Source organism: Saccharospirillum impatiens DSM 12546, assembly GCF_000423605.1.
GTDB lineage: Bacteria > Pseudomonadota > Gammaproteobacteria > Pseudomonadales > Natronospirillaceae > Saccharospirillum > Saccharospirillum impatiens.
This window is the reverse complement of the sequence record NZ_AUIH01000062.1, coordinates 1-15399: the sequence shown is the minus strand read 5'-3', so window position 1 is coordinate 15399 and position 15399 is coordinate 1. Positions and strand designations below refer to the sequence as shown.

Below are 15399 nucleotides of genomic sequence, written 5' to 3'. Positions count from 1 at the left end.
TGGCAACCGAGCATGCAGGTAAGTAGCAAACTGCATGGTATCCAGATGGCGCCAGGTCCGGGATTCTCGTTCATCGTGCTTCGGACATAATGTCCCGCACTCAGGACAAGCGCCAGTGGAGTCGACATATTCAATCTCGATGTCGACTCGGCTATTGGCCATATTGAGGTCTACCGAGCTTGTCTCCCAGGGTGAATGAATACCCAGGAGCAATGCATAGTGCTCTTCGATTTCCACTGAATGACTTCCCATACAATTAGAGTGTATCAGATCCTGATTATACTGGATTTCCACAAGAAACTACGAAGAGCCTTATTTTTTAACCACGCAGGACATTAAAAGACGTGAAACAATAACTGACGTAGGACACTAAAAGACGCAGGACAATAACTGACGTAGAACATTACAAGACGCTAAACACTGAAAGACGCCAGTTCCTTCCCTGCGTCTTTTCATGTTTCACGTCCCTTCATGTGTTGCGTCAGTTAGTGTTTTGCGTCCCTCCATGTCTTGCGTCTTTTCATGTCCTGCGTCAGTTCTTGTCCCACGTCTTTTCAACAATTCACTGCCTAATCAACGCCAGCAATTCCTGGGTTTTCTCTTCCATCAGGGCTTTGTCGGCCCGGGTTTCAACGTTCAGGCGAATCACCGGTTCGGTGTTCGATTTGCGCAGGTTGAACCGCCAGTCGGTAAATTCGAGAGACAGGCCATCGATGTGGTCTTCGCCAATGGCGTCGGCTTTGTAGGCGTCGTACACCCGGGCCATGGTTTCATCGGCATCGGCGACTTTGCTGTTGATCTCGCCGGGCGAGGGAAACTTGGCCATCCGCTCACTGACCAGCGCTTTGAGCGAGGTTTTTTTCTTGCTCAGCAAATCAACCACCAGCAGCCAGGGAATCATGCCCGAGTCGGCGTAGGCGAAATCCCGGAAGTAGTGGTGGGCGCTCATTTCACCGCCGTAGACGGCGTCTTCCTTGCGCATTTTCTCTTTAATGAAGGCATGGCCCGATTTGCACATGATGGCTTCGCCACCGTTGGCCTCCACAATCTCGACCGTGTTCCACGTCAAACGCGGGTCGTACACAACCTTCGAGCCCGGCTGCTTGACCAGAAAAGCCTCGGCCAGCAAACCGACGATGTAATAGCCTTCAATGAACTGGCCTTCGTTGTCCCACAGGAAACAGCGATCAAAATCGCCATCCCAGGCGATGCCCATATCGGCACCGTGTTCTTTAACGGCTTTACTGGTCACCGGTTGCTGCTCGTGCAACAGCGGGTTAGGAATGCCATTGGGGAAGGTGCCATCGGGCTCGTTGTGGATCTTGATCAGCTCAATGGGCGCGCCACTGGCCTTCAGAGCGGCCTCAAGCCGGTCGAGAGAGGGGCCTGCGGCGCCGTTGCCAGCATTGGTGACCAGTTTGGTCGGTCGCAGGTCGGTCAGATCCAGGTAGCCGATCAGGTGTTCTGTATACGCCTGGCTGTTATCTTGCTCGCGCAGGGTGCCGCGTTTGACGGCTTTGTCGCCGTACTCGCCCGTCTCGGCCATTTTGCGGATGTCATCGAGGCCGGTATCGCGGGAAATCGGTTTCGACTCCTCACGTACCATCTTCATGCCGTTGTAGTTAATCGGGTTATGGCTCGCCGTCACCATACACCCGCCTTCGGCTTTCAGGTATTTGGTGGCGAAATAGACCTCTTCGGTGCCGCACTGGCCAATATCGATCACATCTGAACCGAAATCCAGGACACCGTCGGCAAATGCTTGCTTCAGCTCTGGCGACGTCTGGCGTACATCTCCCCCGACGACCACGGTTTTGGGTTTCAGGTAGGCTGCAAACGCCCGTCCAATCCTGTAGGCAATGTCCGTATTCAGCTCAACACCCAGCTCACCGCGGATGTCATAAGCGCCAAAACAGGTCAGTTCAGTCATGAGGTGCTCCGTTTTAGATGTGCCCCGATTATAGGTTGCAAAGCACCCTCCTTGCAGTCTTTTTTAACATCGGTTTTTACTGGGGATTGGTTCACCTTATTGGCACCTCAACCCACTCTCTGCCCTGGCTCCGCTTGGCTCCGACCATGCCGTCCCGTATACTGCCGCGGTTGGGCGTTACTGTGGCATTATCACGTTTAATGACCAAGGCGTGTTAACGGATAAAACAGCGTCAGTCATTCGCCCGGCTGAACGCCAATACAAGCTGTACTGAGGGAATACATGAGTTCATCAGACCCGCACCACGCTTCGCCGCGTTACATCGAAGACGACACCATCGACCTGGGTGAACTGCTGCGTGGGCTGATCGCCCAGTGGCCGCTGATTGTCGGCATCACCTTTTTCGGTGCGGCCCTGGGTGTTGCCGTGGCGCTGTTGTTACCCAAACAGTACCGGGTTGAGGCGATCATCAATCAACCTTCGCGCCAAGCTGTGCAACCCCTGTTGGCACAACAAATTGCCCCACTGACGCTCGATGAACTGTCTGAACGCTTTCTACTCAATATTCGCTCGCTCAGCCTGATCGAACAGGCCTACAGCCTGTCTGATCTTGGCGGCGAACAGGATCTCGACTCCTTATCGGACGAAGAAGCCTTCTCCCAGATCCAGAACGTATCCAACGCGCTTTCCGTTGGCCCGGTACGCTACGAGTTCTACCAACTGGGATCCGATGAAAAAACCCCGTTGAACAGCCTTTCGGTCAACCTGCTCAGCAGCGAGCCGCGCCGGGCCAAGGGGTTTATTGACGAATTGCTGATACTGGCCGAACAGCGCACCCTGCGTGAAACCATTGGCAACATAAACGCCACAAAAGCAATTCGCATTGAAACCGCCCAGTCACGGTACGACCAACTGCTGGCCGGCGCCGAAGCCAGCCTGGCGCGTGAGCGCCGGCGTGTGCAACAGGCACTGAGCATCGCCAGTTCATTGGGTATCGAAGAGCCTACCAGCTGGGAAGCCCTGGTGCTGGGCGACAGCCAGGTGCAGATGATCAACCAACTGGCCAATGACGAGCTGTTTCTAAACGGCAGCCGCTTTCTGACCGCTCAACTCGAGAGCCTGTCTGCTGATGGCGCCGCCGAACTCTTTCTGGAAGGCGTAGAAGAGACCGTATTCGACCTGAATGGCAACCAGATGGTGATCACCACCACGCCCAGCCAGTTGCAGGGTGAAATACGCGCCCTAAGTGACCAGACATTCGCCCTGAGCGACGTCACCCTGCTCGATGAAGACGCAGCAGCGCGCATTCCGAGCAACGCCGAAAAGCCAAACCGGCCGCTGATAGCAATAGCAGCAACGGTTCTGGCCGGCTTTGCCGCCCTGTTCATCGCGCTGATTCGCATGGCCATCCGCGCCAAGAAAGAGGATTAACCGCGGGGGGTGTTGCTTATTGGGTGATGCCTCCTAACCCGCTATACTGCCGGCCAGCTCGTCACATTCGGATTCGACATTGTTTACCTGGTACATCTGCCGAGAAATCATCAAACCTTTTGCGCTGATCACCGCCATCCTGATGGCGTTGCTCATTGCCGGGGAAATGAGTGAAACCATCGGGCGGGTGGTTTCCGGGCAATATTCCGACTGGGCCATTCTGGCCATTATTGGCTTTCAACTGCCCATTCTGCTGCCAGAGCTGCTGCCCGCGGCCTACTTTCTGGCCGCTCTGACCACCCTGAACCGCCTCAGTGAAGATTCCGAACGCACGGTTTTGCACGCCATTGGTGTCTCCGATACGGGCATCATGACCAAGGTACTGGCCTTCACCGCCCTGCCCGCCATGATCCTCATGCTGGCCTTTACCCACCTGATCACCCCCATGGCCGAGCGCGGCTTGTCTGACTACCTGTTCAGCCAACAGAACCGGCCACTGACCGACATCGTCTCCCCCGGTGAGTTTTTCTCATTGAACCAGCGCGACGCCACTCTTTATGCCCGTTCGTCAAACCCGGCACAGGAGTCGCTGCTGAACCTCTTCGTCGCCCAGGTCGATGGCGACCGCATTTCGGTCAATACCGCGCCTTCAGCTCGCATTCAGGTTGAACAGCAACGCCAATACTTAACCCTGTTCTCAGGCCGGCAAACCGTGTTCAGCCTCGACCCCGATGAGACCGAACGCGTCAACTACCAGAGTTACGCCCTGTTCATTCCCACCGACGAAGCTGACTCCCGAAGCAGCCCGCGCGAAGCCTACGGCTCTGGTGTGCTGTGGGAAAACGGTAGCCAGACCAACCGCAGCGAAGTGATAGAACGCACCCTTACCGCGGGCATGATTCTGGTGCTGGGCATCTGGGCGATCAGCCTGACCCGGGTGAAACCCCGCAAAGCCAAGGTGGGTGCCATTGCGCTCGGCATCATCCTCTACATCGTGTTCACCTTCACCCAGCAGACGCTGCAAACCGCCGTTGAAAAAGGCCAACTGCCGTTGCTCGCCAGCCCCTGGTGGTTACTGCTTGTATTGGCCGTACTGGGCATTGTAGTAATACGGAGGCCTGGCTGATGGGCCTTTCAATACTCAACCGTTACATCCTGAAACGCACCGCGGCGTTCATTGCCATCGTGGTGCTGGCGATTGGCGGCTTACTGCTGGTGATGGGCGTGGCCGATGAGATCAGCCGACGCGGCAGCGACACCTACACGCCCTTTGATGCGTTCCTGTACCGGCTCTACAGCCTGCCGTTGGAGGTCTATCAGTTCATTGGGCCCATGGTGCTGCTCGGCACGCTGCTGTCTGTGGCGGGCATGGCGAAAAACAGCGAACTGGTGGTGATTCAACTGGCCTCGCGCAGTGCTTACGGTCTGGTGGTACGGCTGATTCTGCCGGGGCTGATGCTGCTGCCCATCGTTTATTTCATCGGCGAATGGGCTGCGCCTCAATTGCGATTGCAAGCCGAAGTCACGCGCGCCATGAAACTCGACAGAAGCCTGCCCACCCTCAGTGGCCAGTGGTACCGGGATAACGAATGGGTGATCAACGTCGACCTGGTCTCGCCCGACCGTGACATCACCGGCCTGACCATCTTCGAAATGGACGCCAGCAACAACCTGGCGATGGTCACCTATGCCCCAACCGCCAGCCCAATCGACCAGGGTTGGATGCTCAATAACGTAAAACAAGTCAGCTTCAACGAAGACTCGGTACAACACAGCCGCTTCGAGACCCTTAACTGGCAACCGGCCAACTTCAACGCCGACCTGCTGAGCATACTCAGCCAACGCGAACGAGAGCTGACGCTGCAGCAGTTGTGGGTGCAAGTCCGTTTCTCCCTCGAACAGGCCCTGCCCGACCCCCGCCTCGAACTCACCTTCTGGAGCCGGCTCTGGTTCCCCGTGCAATACATCGCCATGCTGTTCTTAGCGCTGGTGTTTTCGTTCGGAAGTTTTCGGCAGAAAACACTGGGCGATGCCGCGTTCAAAGGCGTGGCATTGGCGATTGCCGTGCAACTGGTGACGGATACCACCGGCAGTTTATTGATGGTTATGGGTCTAACCCCAGTGCTGGCTGCACTAGCGCCATCGTTGGTGTTTTTGGGGGTTACCGTGTGGTTGGTGAAAACAAGATTATAACGGCTGCGCCGTCCCCCTCTCTCTAGCTCTCTCCCCCAATGGTGGAGAGAGAACTGTTATGTGCAGTGCTGCGAGCGATGGGCACTGGTTATGGTTCAACCAACTAACTGCTCCCTCTCCCGCACTGCGGGAGAGGGCTGGGGAGAGGGTTCACTTCTGGTTAAATAACCTTAAACCTCAAACGTCGAATGCAAATTAAAATACGCCCCACGCTTGGCCAACAACTCATCGTGCGTGCCACTCTCTATCACCCGGCCCTCTTCCAGCACATGAATCAAGTCTGCATTCATCACCGTGCTTAACCGGTGGGCAATCACCAGCGTGGTTTTGCGCTTGGCGAGGTCTTCGAGAGTTTGCTGAATCAGCTTTTCGGTGCGGGTATCGAGTGCCGAGGTGGCTTCATCGAGCAGTAGAATCGGCGCATCGCGCAGCAGCGCCCGGGCTATTGCAACGCGCTGGCGTTGCCCGCCCGAGAGGTTCGTTCCCCGGGGGCCGGCGAGTGTGTCCAGCCCGGCTTCCAGTTGTCGGGTGTATTCTTCTACCAACGCTTCTTTGGCGGCTTTATCGACACTCGCCATATCGGCATCCAGCTTACCCAGCAGAATATTCTGCTTGATGCTTTCATCGAACAGGGCTGAATCCTGACTGACCACGGCAAACAACCGGCGCAGCTCGATCAGATCCAACTGGTTGATCGGCACATCACCGAACCGGATGGTGCCCGACTGTGGGTCCACCAGCCGGGTCAGCAAATTAAACAGGGTCGTTTTACCGGCGCCGGATGCCCCCACCAGCGCCGTCATTTTACCGGCCGGGGCGACCAAACTCAGATCATGCAGCACCGACTTATCGGCATAGCCGAAATTCAGATGATCAAACACGATGTCCAACTGGCCTACCTGTGCCGGCACCGGCACGGGTTTTGGCGGCGTCACGATGCTCGGGGTCAAATCCAGCACGCTGAAAATCCGCTCCAAACTCGCACTGGCGGCCTGAAAGGCGCCGCTGATGTTGCTCAAGCGGCGCAGCGGGTCAAAAATAAGCGCCATGGCGGTGAAGAAACTCATGAATTGGCCAATGGTTTTCTCACCTTCAATGATCTGATGCCCACCGTAAATCACCACCGCTACAAAGCCGAACCCGGCGACCAGATCAATCATCGCCGGCATCGCCGCCTTGCCGATTTCCGAACGACGCTGAAACTTGAAAAACCGCTCGGTCTCTTTCTGAAAGCGGCCGTCTTCGTGCGCTTCCAGGTTATTTTGTTTGATCGCGTTAATGCCATGAAATATCTCATCCAGCCGCATCGACAACAGCGACGACACTTCCCGCGAACTGCGCGTGGTTTTCAGAATCAACCGGCGCAGCAAGGCAATGGGGAACGACAACAGTGGCAAGCCAAACAAGGCAAACAACGTCCACCGCCAGTCGACCAGCATGGCCACGGTCAGCAAGGCAATCAGCGAAATCGAATCCCGCCCGAGGTTGATCAGCGCGGTGCTGGCAAAGCTTTTCAGCGCCTGGGTATCACCCCGAACACGTTCGATCAAAGCGCCGGGTGAATGGGTGCCAAAAAACCCGGAATCCAACCGAACCAGATGGCTGAGCATGTCTTTTTGCAGGCCGGTGACCACGCGCAGGCCGACCGTAACCGTGATCACCCGTTGGCCAAACCCGCCGAGCGCCCGCGCGGTGAACACAATAAAAATCGCCATCGCAATCCACACCACCTGGTCGGCATTGCCTTGAACGAACACCTGGTCGAACATGGGCTGCACCAGGTAGCTGAGCAAGCCCAACGCACTGCCTTCAATGACAACCAATACCGCGGCAACCATCAGCACGCCAATGTGACTGCGCAAATAACCGCGCCACAGGCGTTTTACCAGCTCCAGCCGAGGGGTGTCCTGGTGTTTTTCCAAATCAAATTCATTCACGTCTTAGCACCTTGTCGACCACCCAACTGGTAAACCCTGCGGGTTTGAACTGCCGCTCCAATTGCACGGGATCGTACACCTCGTTAACCCATTGCTGAAACGCCATGGGGGTTTGGCGGCAATATCGTTCGTATTCACAGAAAAACTCATGCAGCAGGCCAGTTTTTGCCCCTTTAAAATGCAGATACCGCCAGGATAGCTGGGCTTTGGCATCCTGCACTGTGCCCTGCCCGGTCACCAGCAAATAAACGCCAGCGGCAAACCCGGAACGGTCGGCTCCCGATTTACAGTGAAACAACACCGGGGTATCAATGCGAGACATTAGCTGAATCAGCTCATCCACACGCGCTGGGCGGGGTGCCCCGCGAGACGACATCCGAAACGAAATCAGCGTGACGTTAGCCTGTTCAGCTGCCTCAATCTCAAACAGAGACGCTCCGATATTCCCCAGGCCACGCAAACTAACGATGGTACGAATGCCCTTGTTCGCCAGACGACGAACCTGCCGGGCGCTGGGTTGATTACCCCGCCATGCGTTGGATGCAAACCGCTCCGGGCGGTTCCACAGAGGCCGCAACAAGCCATGATCGATCACAATGGCATCCAACCAGGCTAAATACCGCACCCAGGGCTTGTCGAAATTCGCTTCCCAATACCGGCGCCACTGCTTCAAGCGGTTTTGCACACGTGATTCAGCCATTACGATCGCCCTGCAATCGCTTGCGCATCGTTGCCACAAAGGCACGCTTGCGACGCCGGTTAACCCAACCCAGCAAGGTCTGAGTGGGAATCCAGGTACGCTCGCCAAGCCCGTCGATCAGCACAAAATGCTCGTCGGCGCGGCCAGCGTTTTTCAACACAATATTTTCCTGATTCAGATCACCGATCATCAGTGGCGTGTCGAGCAGAGCCTGCAGCATTCGGTCAAGTTGTGTATAACGCTTCGCCGACATAGCGCCACGCTTTCTGAGCCGAAGTACCGAAGGTGCCAGGTTACCGTCACTGTCGCGTGCGGCCGAAACCAGCAAACCGAGGCCAATATCCGTCTCCACAACACCGTATACCGGCTCGATATGGGGCAAAATTTCCGGGTAACAATACCCCTCTGGCCCCTGGTATCGGGACTCCACAAACTGCTTCAGTTCACGCATTATGCCCGTGGTGTATAAAAAGTGATCCTTACGTTGTGCAAACCACCGGCTCATGCCCGCTTGCGCCAAGCCCGGATACCGGGGCATGTGCACCTTAATCAGCAAGTCTGGCGAGTCCGGGTGTTCGTACACCCAGCGCGTTTTGCTATTCAGCAGTGGCGTTTGGTCTGCAAGCTGAACCGGGTCAAGAATCATACTGGCACCCCATCCGGTCCATTGCGGAAAATAACGTCTGGTTTACCCACATGCTGATCCAGCCAATTGAAAAACTCGGGTCGCAATGCATCATCCATTTTTTCCAGACTTTGGAAACAGGCATAACGAATGGACGGGTCCGATTCGATACGGTTGAGCATTCGGTGCAGCCGGGGTTGCTGGTAATCACCCGGTTTGAATCGCAGAGTTTTAAACCGATTATCGATCAACGCACGGCCCTGCTTAAGAGCCAGATGGTTAACCAGGGCATCGGCCAAAAACTGAGATTCATCGCGCAGTGGAAACCGGCTGTTATGCGCCAGCCTATCCGGGTTTTGTGCCATGTATTCGCGCATAACTGACTTTAACAGGGGGTGAGGCTTGTGTGGCACCTTAAAATAACGATATCGAAAACCGGCCAACCGAGAGGCATAAGCCTGAGCCAAATGATTACCCGGCCGTTTTTCGGGTGAGTTAGGGTCCAGCCCCATCATACCGCCGAGCATCACATTCAAGCGCTGTGGCATCCAATGGCCGGTTAGCACGGCCTGCTCGCCGTTAAAGAAGCAGGCCTCCTGAACGGGGCGAACCAGCATGAAGTCATCGTTCAGATAGACGTATCGTTCGGCCAGCCCGGATATATTCCAGTGCATCGACATAATTGAACGATTGTTAAACGTGGGTAAGGCCTGCTCATGGCCCTTGAACACTTCGGTGTGATCGACAATGACCACTTTGTCACCCCAGCCCGATTCCCGGATAGTCGGCATGAAGGCCGGTTCCTGAGCATCGGTAATGATATGGATTCGGCGCAGCCAGGGCGCATAGTTAAGCAGCGAGGCGATGCAATAAGCAAACTCTCCGGTTTCCCGGTAGCGGTTTTCATGCGCTATTTTGGGCCGATGGCCGATCGACGTCAGGTACGCATTCAATTTGGCGCGATGAACCGGGTCTTCACCGCTCACCCAGGTAACCAGAGCATCTATTGGCTGGTTCCCGTTATGAACGGCATCACTCACGGCGCAATATCCTGTCTACCAACCAATTGCCCTTTCGGTGACCGTTAAAGCTTCGGCTCATGGCATCGCGATCGAACTCGGTGTGCAGCCAATCATCAAAGGCGATTCCAGACGACTGATGCGCCGCTTCGTAGGTTTCTACAAAATAGTCCATCATCCCGGTCGAGGCGTTTTTGATGTGCAAGAAGCGCAGCGACAGCTGTTTTTTGGCATCAGTAGCAGGCACACCGGTGTGAATCAGATACAGGGTGGAAACCAGCCCGGCACGATCTGCACCGGACTTACAATGCACCAGCATGGGTTGGGGTGCCTGGCTAAACAATGATTGCAATTGCGCCACTTGCGCCACCGTCGGCGGCCGGCGTGAACTCATTTTCAAATTGACCAAATGTATTCCGGCTTTGTCGGCGTGAAACTGTTCAAGATAGAAGCCGCCGCTGCGGCCTTCTCCGCGCAAGTTAACCACGGTTTTAAAGCCGCGTCGTGCCAGTGACTTCAGACGCCAGGGCGTGGGTTGATTCGACCGCCAAAAACCCGGGGCGACTTCATGGGGGCGGTTGACCGGTGCGCGTAGCAACCCGAGATCAACAACCAGCAAGTCGAGCCAGGCAGCCAAACGCGCCGAGCGCAGATGCATCCGGCCCGGCCAAAGCCCGCGCCAACGCGCCATTAGAGAAGTCTTGCCGGTTTTCTTGGCTGGCATTAAACGCTGGGTATCCGGTTAAATTCAAACGCGCGTATGGTACTCAAACCCGCCCACCATTCCCACCTTTGATTTTTGCCTGAACCGGCCTTCTCGGTTATGCTACGCGGCCGTTTCAGACCTGTTGCCCAGCCAATTCCGCATGAGCCAGACACCCCGCTACACCGATGTTGCCACCCTTGCCCTGCCTGGCTATGAAGGCGAGGTGCTGGAACACTACACGAGCGCTGAGGGGCAACACTGGCTTGCCGGGTTGCAGCAACGGCTGAAAAGCAGCGACGCCGACCTTCTGTACCGCCAGCGCAACCGGGTATATCGCCTCGACGACCCCGTAAACGCCACCACAGATGCCCTGTGCATCAAGGCTTTCAAGCAACCGGATGCCCTGCGCAGCGCCATTTACCGACGTACCGGTAGCAAAGCAGCCCGGGCTCATGCCTACAGCCGCCACCTATATGCACAAGGCGCCGATGTCGCAGAGCCCATTGGTTATATTGAACGCTGGAATGGAAAGCAGCTGGTAGAGAGTTACCTGCTCACTCGCTACATTGCCGACTCGACCGATCTGTACTCGGAAATGACCTACCTGCTGCGCGAACGCCCCTATGCGGAAGACTTCATAAAGCTGCTGCGGTTCAGCGCCCACGCCATTCGCACCATGCACGACAGCGGTTTCATTCACGGAGACCTGGGCCCGCAAAACATACTGATGCGCCGCACCGGCCCGGCCGAGTGGGCCCAGCCGGCCTTCATAGACCTGAACCGCGGCAAGCTACAGCCCAACCCCACCCTGCGCCAGCGCGCGCAGGACATGGAGCGCATGAAGATTCCATCCCACTTCCGGCGCATTTTCTTTCATCTCTACTTTGAAGATAACGGTATACCAGTAGAGTTCCAACGCTGGGCAGACCGCTACCACAACCGCTTCCTGCTGCACCAGCGCAGCCGCAAATGGCGCCACCCGGTGCGCACGGTAAAACGCTGGCTAAACACCTCCCCCGCCGAAGAACGCAAAGCGGTGTCTACCGGCCAGCCATCCCCTCGCAATGCCTGGCTGTGGGACAGCAAATCGGCCCAGCCTTCGGTGATGCTGCAGGTCAAAGACCGCAAACAACAACGCGCCAAAGCCGACCTGTGGCGCACCCTGGCCAGTTTCTTGCGCCAGGCATTGCCGGTTTACCGCCAGTACAAAACACTGAAATCAACCGCATTCCAGAGACCGGTTGCCATGGCTAACCGACTGGGTGTATGCGTTGAGATCAATGCCAGCTTTGAGGAACAGCAAGCGCTATTAGCCCAGACGCCCGGCTTACCCGTGTTCGTAAGGCTCTATTTTCACCTGGGGCCAGACCACCTGGCCCGGTGCAGCGAGGCCATTCGCCAGTTGGCCGAGGCCGGGCATGAAGTCTCGATCGGGCTTATCCAATCCCGCCAGGCAGTGCTGGAGCCCGAGCGGTGGCAGGCATTCATGAGCAATGCCCTGGATGCCGTGCACCCGCACATTCACTGTGTGGAAATCGGCCATGCGGTCAACCGCGTTAAGTGGGGCTTCTGGAACCTGGAAGAAATGGCTGCTATCTGGCAAGGCGTTGCCGACCTGAAAGCCCTTTACCCCGCACTGACTTTCCTGGGCCCCGCCGTAAATGACTTCGAATTCCAATACTACCCGCCCCTGCTCGATGCCGCCGGTGAATCGGTCGATGCGCTATCCAACCACCTATACGTAGACCGCCGGGGAGCACCGGAAAACGCCCAATCCGGCTTTGCCACACTCGAAAAGTGCCTCCTGGCCAAGGCCATGGCCAACCAATACAGCAAGCAAGGTTTCTACATTACCGAGGTGAACTGGCCACTCAAAAATACCGGTGAATACTCCCCACTGGCTGGCGCCTACCAACCCAAAGGCAAGCCTGAAAGCAACCTGCATATCAGCGAACAAGACAGCGCCGCCTACATGGTTCGCTACGCCCTCATTGCGCTATGCTCCGGCACCACAGAACGCATCTGGTGGTGGCGCCTGGTACACCCGGGGTTTGGCTTGGTCGATGATCTGAACGGCTGGCGCGAGCGCCCGGGTTGGCCCGCCCTGGTGCAGTTTCATAACCTCATGGCGAACGAGACCTTTACCGGCCGTGAAGAAAAAGACGGTGCCCTATGGTGGCATTTCGGCCGGTTCAGCCTGGTGTATTCACTCAGCCAGTGTGAGATCACCCTGGGTAACGACATAAGCCGGATAACGAACCTGACCGGACAAACTGTAGCCGGGCAACCGGGCGACACCCTGGCAATAGACGGCAACCCTGTCTACCTGCACCAACGGCACCCGCAAAAGGACCGAACCGAATGAAACCGCGCAAACACCTCTCGGCCTTCTGGCGCATGCTCATGTTGCGGCTATGTAACGTGGAAAAGGCCACACCCCGGTTGGTAAAAAAACGGTTACCGGTGATCGCCAATCTAACCACCATTGAGCCCCGCCTCGGCTTCGTACACGTTGCGATCAACAGCATGCTGCTGCAGGAAGAAGCCCCGGAGCGAGTGATTTTATGGCTCGACGAACGGTTACAAGGGAAAATACCCACCAAACTAACCCGCCTGACCCAACAGGCTCCGTTCGAGATCCGCTTCCGCAAAGACGTAGGCCCACACACCAAGCTGGTCCATGCACTGGCCGACTTTCCAGAACGCCTGCTGTTCACCGGCGACGACGACATGATGTACCACCCCACCACCCTGGCGCGGCTCTACCATGACCACCAGGCCCACCCAACCGACATCATCAGCCACGCCTGCCGGCGAATTCGCCGCAACGACGAAGGCACCCTGCTGCCCTACAAACAATGGCGCTATGAAAAGCCCGGCGAACACCACCCGGATACCCTGTTACTCGGGTTCGGTGGCGTACTCTACCCAGCCGGAGCGTTGCCACCTGAAGCGACGGACGAAACGCTGTTCAAGGAACTGGCCCCCAAAGCCGACGACCTTTGGTTCAAAGCCATCAGCGCCCACCACGGCACCACCGTGCGCCGCGCCAGCCAACCGTTAAAACCCCAGAAGATCCCCTTTTCCCAGAAAGTGGCGTTACGCAAAGCCAACGTAGGCCAAGACACCAACCGCCAGCAATGGCAGGCACTGGCCGAGCATTTCAGGCTAAAAATTTAGGGAGGCTTGAAGGGACGGAACACATTGACGGACGAGACACAGAACACCGACTGACGCGACACAATACAAGACGCATAACACAAATAACCACCTGACCCGCAGGAGGTTGTCACCCAGAGGACTGGCTTCCTACAAAAGACCAAACAACCACCACACCCGTAGGAGGCCAGTCCCCTGGGCGACTGGAAGCACCCCCGGCCACCGAATGAAACCACCGCCCAAAAGGCCAACTTCACCGGTGAATCCTTCTCCCCGTCACCCAGAGGACGCTGAGATGGTCTCCTCCCCCGCCCATTGGGCTCGGCGTCATATTGCGCCATCATGGTGGGTGAGACATCCAACTCATGACGCGAGGAGGAAACCATGGCAAAGGTTAAAACAATCGGCGTTGATTTGGCAAAAAACACGTTCTATTTGGTGGCCTTAAGTGCCACGGGCAAAACGGTCTGGCGCAAGAAAGCTACTCGTGATCGGTTGCTGCCCTTTCTGGCTCAGAAGACGGGCATCGTTGCGATGGAAGGCTGCAGTGGCGCCCACCATTGGGCACGGTCGCTGCAGGAGCTGAATATTCCCGTCGCGATCCTGCCCGCTCAGCATGTGAAAGCCTATCAGCGTGGTCAGAAAAATGACTTCAACGACGCGACTGCCATCGCCGAGGCGCATCTGCACGGCCGTATTCGAGCAACCGAGGTGAAAACCCTGGCTCAACAAGACCTGCAAAGCCTGTTTCGGGTGCGTGAGCAGCTATTGAAAGAACAAACAGCTCTCATTAATCAGGTTCGGGGGCTTCTGATGGAGTATGGGGTAACGATCCCACAAGGAAAACGGCACTTCAAACGTGCGCTCCCGTTGGTACTGGAAGATGCCACCAACGGCCTGACACCGCCGATACGAGAACTGCTGCACCGTCGCTATGAGGTGTATCAACTGTTGGAACAAGAGCTCGACGGGTATACAAAACAGATCGAGTCGCTGGCCAAAGCGGACGAGCACTGCCAGTGGCTGATGAGCATACCTGGGTTTGGCGCTCTGGTGGCCACGGCGTTCAGTTGCTGGCTTGGCGATGGCAGCCAGTACCGCAAAGGTCGCCAAGCCTCAAGTGCGCTGGGTCTGGTGCCAAAGCAGCACAGTACCGGCGGACGCACGGTGTTGTTGGGCATTAGTAAGGTGGGCGATAAGAATTTAAGAGCCTTGCTGGTTCACGGCGCACGCGCCGCCGCGCGTGTGATGCCTGGCAGAGAGGATCCGCTGAGTCAGTGGTTCCTGCGGGTTAAAGCCCGGCGAGGGCACAACATCGCTGTGGTGGCACTGGCCAGCAAGCTGGCTCGAATTGGCTGGTCGGTTGTCAGACAGCAAACAAGTTATCAGAAGGTTCAGGCGGCGTACGCCTGAGCAAGCAGTTGGAGGCTGAATAGCACCACTCACTTCCCAGGTTGCGAAGGCAGACAGCATTGACGGCATAACAGGTTGAACCGACGTACCGAAAACCCGTGGAAGCCAAAGGGCAAAGCCCGTGAGGACGCTAGAGGACGGTACGTGCGAAAGCTCATCAAGGTCCGCGACCACACCATGGTAATGCGTCGCATAGAGAGACCGAATATACGGCAGCCAACCTATCCCTGCTTGTTACAGCTGGAAGCCTTGCAAAGAGGGAGGAGACCATATACTGGCTTCCTAC

Annotated in this window: 13 protein-coding genes; 6 read left to right on the top strand and 7 right to left on the bottom strand. The window is 56.6% G+C overall.

Annotated elements, in window-relative coordinates; translation table 11 throughout:
- Together G565_RS26500 and G565_RS0118600 are read right to left on the bottom strand one after the other, a co-directional pair.
- Window positions 1-237, bottom strand: a 237-nt coding sequence (locus G565_RS26500) for a transposase family protein (RefSeq protein WP_169579678.1), incomplete at its 3' end; no start/stop codon positions are given.
- A gap of 325 nt (window positions 238-562) precedes the next feature.
- The gene (locus G565_RS0118600) at window positions 563-1930 is read right to left on the bottom strand and encodes a phosphohexomutase domain-containing protein (RefSeq protein ID WP_028672204.1); all 1368 of its coding nucleotides are present in this window, start codon (window positions 1928-1930) and stop codon (window positions 563-565) included.
- A 282-nt stretch (window positions 1931-2212) separates the two neighbouring features.
- Here G565_RS0118600 and G565_RS0118595 point away from each other — a divergent pair, with 282 nt between their 5' ends.
- The 3 genes from G565_RS0118595 (at window position 2213) to lptG (ending at window position 5554) form a co-directional block, all read left to right on the top strand.
- Window positions 2213-3361 (top strand): Wzz/FepE/Etk N-terminal domain-containing protein, encoded by a 1149-nt coding sequence (locus tag G565_RS0118595; protein ID WP_028672203.1) that lies wholly within the window; start codon window positions 2213-2215, stop codon window positions 3359-3361.
- A gap of 79 nt (window positions 3362-3440) precedes the next feature.
- Complete coding sequence (lptF, locus tag G565_RS0118590) at window positions 3441-4487, top strand: LPS export ABC transporter permease LptF (protein ID WP_028672202.1); 1047 nt, start codon at window positions 3441-3443, stop codon at window positions 4485-4487.
- Window positions 4487-5554, top strand: a complete 1068-nt coding sequence (gene lptG, locus G565_RS0118585) for an LPS export ABC transporter permease LptG (protein WP_028672201.1) — start codon at window positions 4487-4489, stop codon at window positions 5552-5554. Before lptF ends, lptG begins: the two co-directional genes overlap by 1 nt.
- Window positions 5555-5724: 170 nt before the next feature.
- Here lptG and G565_RS0118580 read toward each other — a convergent pair whose 3' ends face one another.
- The 5 genes from G565_RS0118580 to G565_RS0118560 are packed head-to-tail and all read right to left on the bottom strand — an operon-like array spanning window position 5725 to window position 10559.
- Entirely contained in the window at window positions 5725-7491 is a 1767-nt protein-coding gene (locus G565_RS0118580) for an ABC transporter ATP-binding protein (RefSeq protein WP_211227221.1), read from the bottom strand.
- Window positions 7484-8191, bottom strand: coding sequence for a fused DSP-PTPase phosphatase/NAD kinase-like protein (locus tag G565_RS0118575; RefSeq protein ID WP_037340262.1), 708 nt, complete (start codon window positions 8189-8191; stop codon window positions 7484-7486). The genes G565_RS0118580 and G565_RS0118575 overlap by 8 nt, the downstream gene beginning before the upstream one ends.
- On the bottom strand, window positions 8184-8837 hold the full coding sequence (locus tag G565_RS0118570; RefSeq protein WP_028672198.1) for a YrbL family protein: 654 nt from the start codon (window positions 8835-8837) through the stop codon (window positions 8184-8186). The genes G565_RS0118575 and G565_RS0118570 overlap by 8 nt, the downstream gene beginning before the upstream one ends.
- Window positions 8834-9856 (bottom strand): hypothetical protein, encoded by a 1023-nt coding sequence (locus G565_RS0118565; RefSeq protein ID WP_028672197.1) that lies wholly within the window; start codon window positions 9854-9856, stop codon window positions 8834-8836. Before G565_RS0118565 ends, G565_RS0118570 begins: the two co-directional genes overlap by 4 nt.
- Window positions 9849-10559, bottom strand: a complete 711-nt coding sequence (locus tag G565_RS0118560; RefSeq protein WP_051208255.1) for a fused DSP-PTPase phosphatase/NAD kinase-like protein — start codon at window positions 10557-10559, stop codon at window positions 9849-9851. Before G565_RS0118560 ends, G565_RS0118565 begins: the two co-directional genes overlap by 8 nt.
- A 142-nt stretch (window positions 10560-10701) precedes the next feature.
- On the opposite strand from G565_RS0118560, the gene G565_RS26170 reads away from it, so the two are divergent.
- The 3 genes from G565_RS26170 to G565_RS0118545 all read left to right on the top strand — a co-directional run bounded on the left by G565_RS26170 (window position 10702) and on the right by G565_RS0118545 (window position 15113).
- Window positions 10702-12906, top strand: a complete 2205-nt coding sequence (locus G565_RS26170) for a lipopolysaccharide kinase InaA family protein (RefSeq protein WP_051208253.1) — start codon at window positions 10702-10704, stop codon at window positions 12904-12906.
- A complete protein-coding gene (locus G565_RS0118550; RefSeq protein ID WP_028672195.1) occupies window positions 12903-13721 on the top strand; it encodes a hypothetical protein in 819 nt (272 codons plus the stop codon). The genes G565_RS26170 and G565_RS0118550 overlap by 4 nt, the downstream gene beginning before the upstream one ends.
- Window positions 13722-14084: 363 nt before the next feature.
- A complete protein-coding gene (locus tag G565_RS0118545) occupies window positions 14085-15113 on the top strand; it encodes an IS110 family RNA-guided transposase (protein ID WP_028670063.1) in 1029 nt (342 codons plus the stop codon).
- Window positions 15114-15399: the final 286 nt, after the last annotated feature.

Bases quoted from the DNA above. Each gene is read 5' to 3' on its own strand.
- G565_RS0118570 (WP_028672198.1), bottom strand. From the start codon at position 8,837: ATGATTCTTGACCCGGTTCAGCTTGCAGACCAAACGCCACTGCTGAAT.
- G565_RS0118560 (WP_051208255.1), bottom strand. From the start codon at position 10,559: ATGCCAGCCAAGAAAACCGGCAAGACTTCTCTAATGGCGCGTTGGCGC.
- G565_RS0118550 (WP_028672195.1), top strand. From the start codon at position 12,903: ATGAAACCGCGCAAACACCTCTCGGCCTTCTGGCGCATGCTCATGTTG.
- G565_RS0118595 (WP_028672203.1), top strand. From the start codon at position 2,213: ATGAGTTCATCAGACCCGCACCACGCTTCGCCGCGTTACATCGAAGAC.
- lptG (WP_028672201.1), top strand. From the start codon at position 4,487: ATGGGCCTTTCAATACTCAACCGTTACATCCTGAAACGCACCGCGGCG.
- G565_RS26170 (WP_051208253.1), top strand. From the start codon at position 10,702: ATGAGCCAGACACCCCGCTACACCGATGTTGCCACCCTTGCCCTGCCT.
- G565_RS0118545 (WP_028670063.1), top strand. From the start codon at position 14,085: ATGGCAAAGGTTAAAACAATCGGCGTTGATTTGGCAAAAAACACGTTC.
- G565_RS0118600 (WP_028672204.1), bottom strand. From the start codon at position 1,930: ATGACTGAACTGACCTGTTTTGGCGCTTATGACATCCGCGGTGAGCTG.
- G565_RS0118575 (WP_037340262.1), bottom strand. From the start codon at position 8,191: ATGGCTGAATCACGTGTGCAAAACCGCTTGAAGCAGTGGCGCCGGTAT.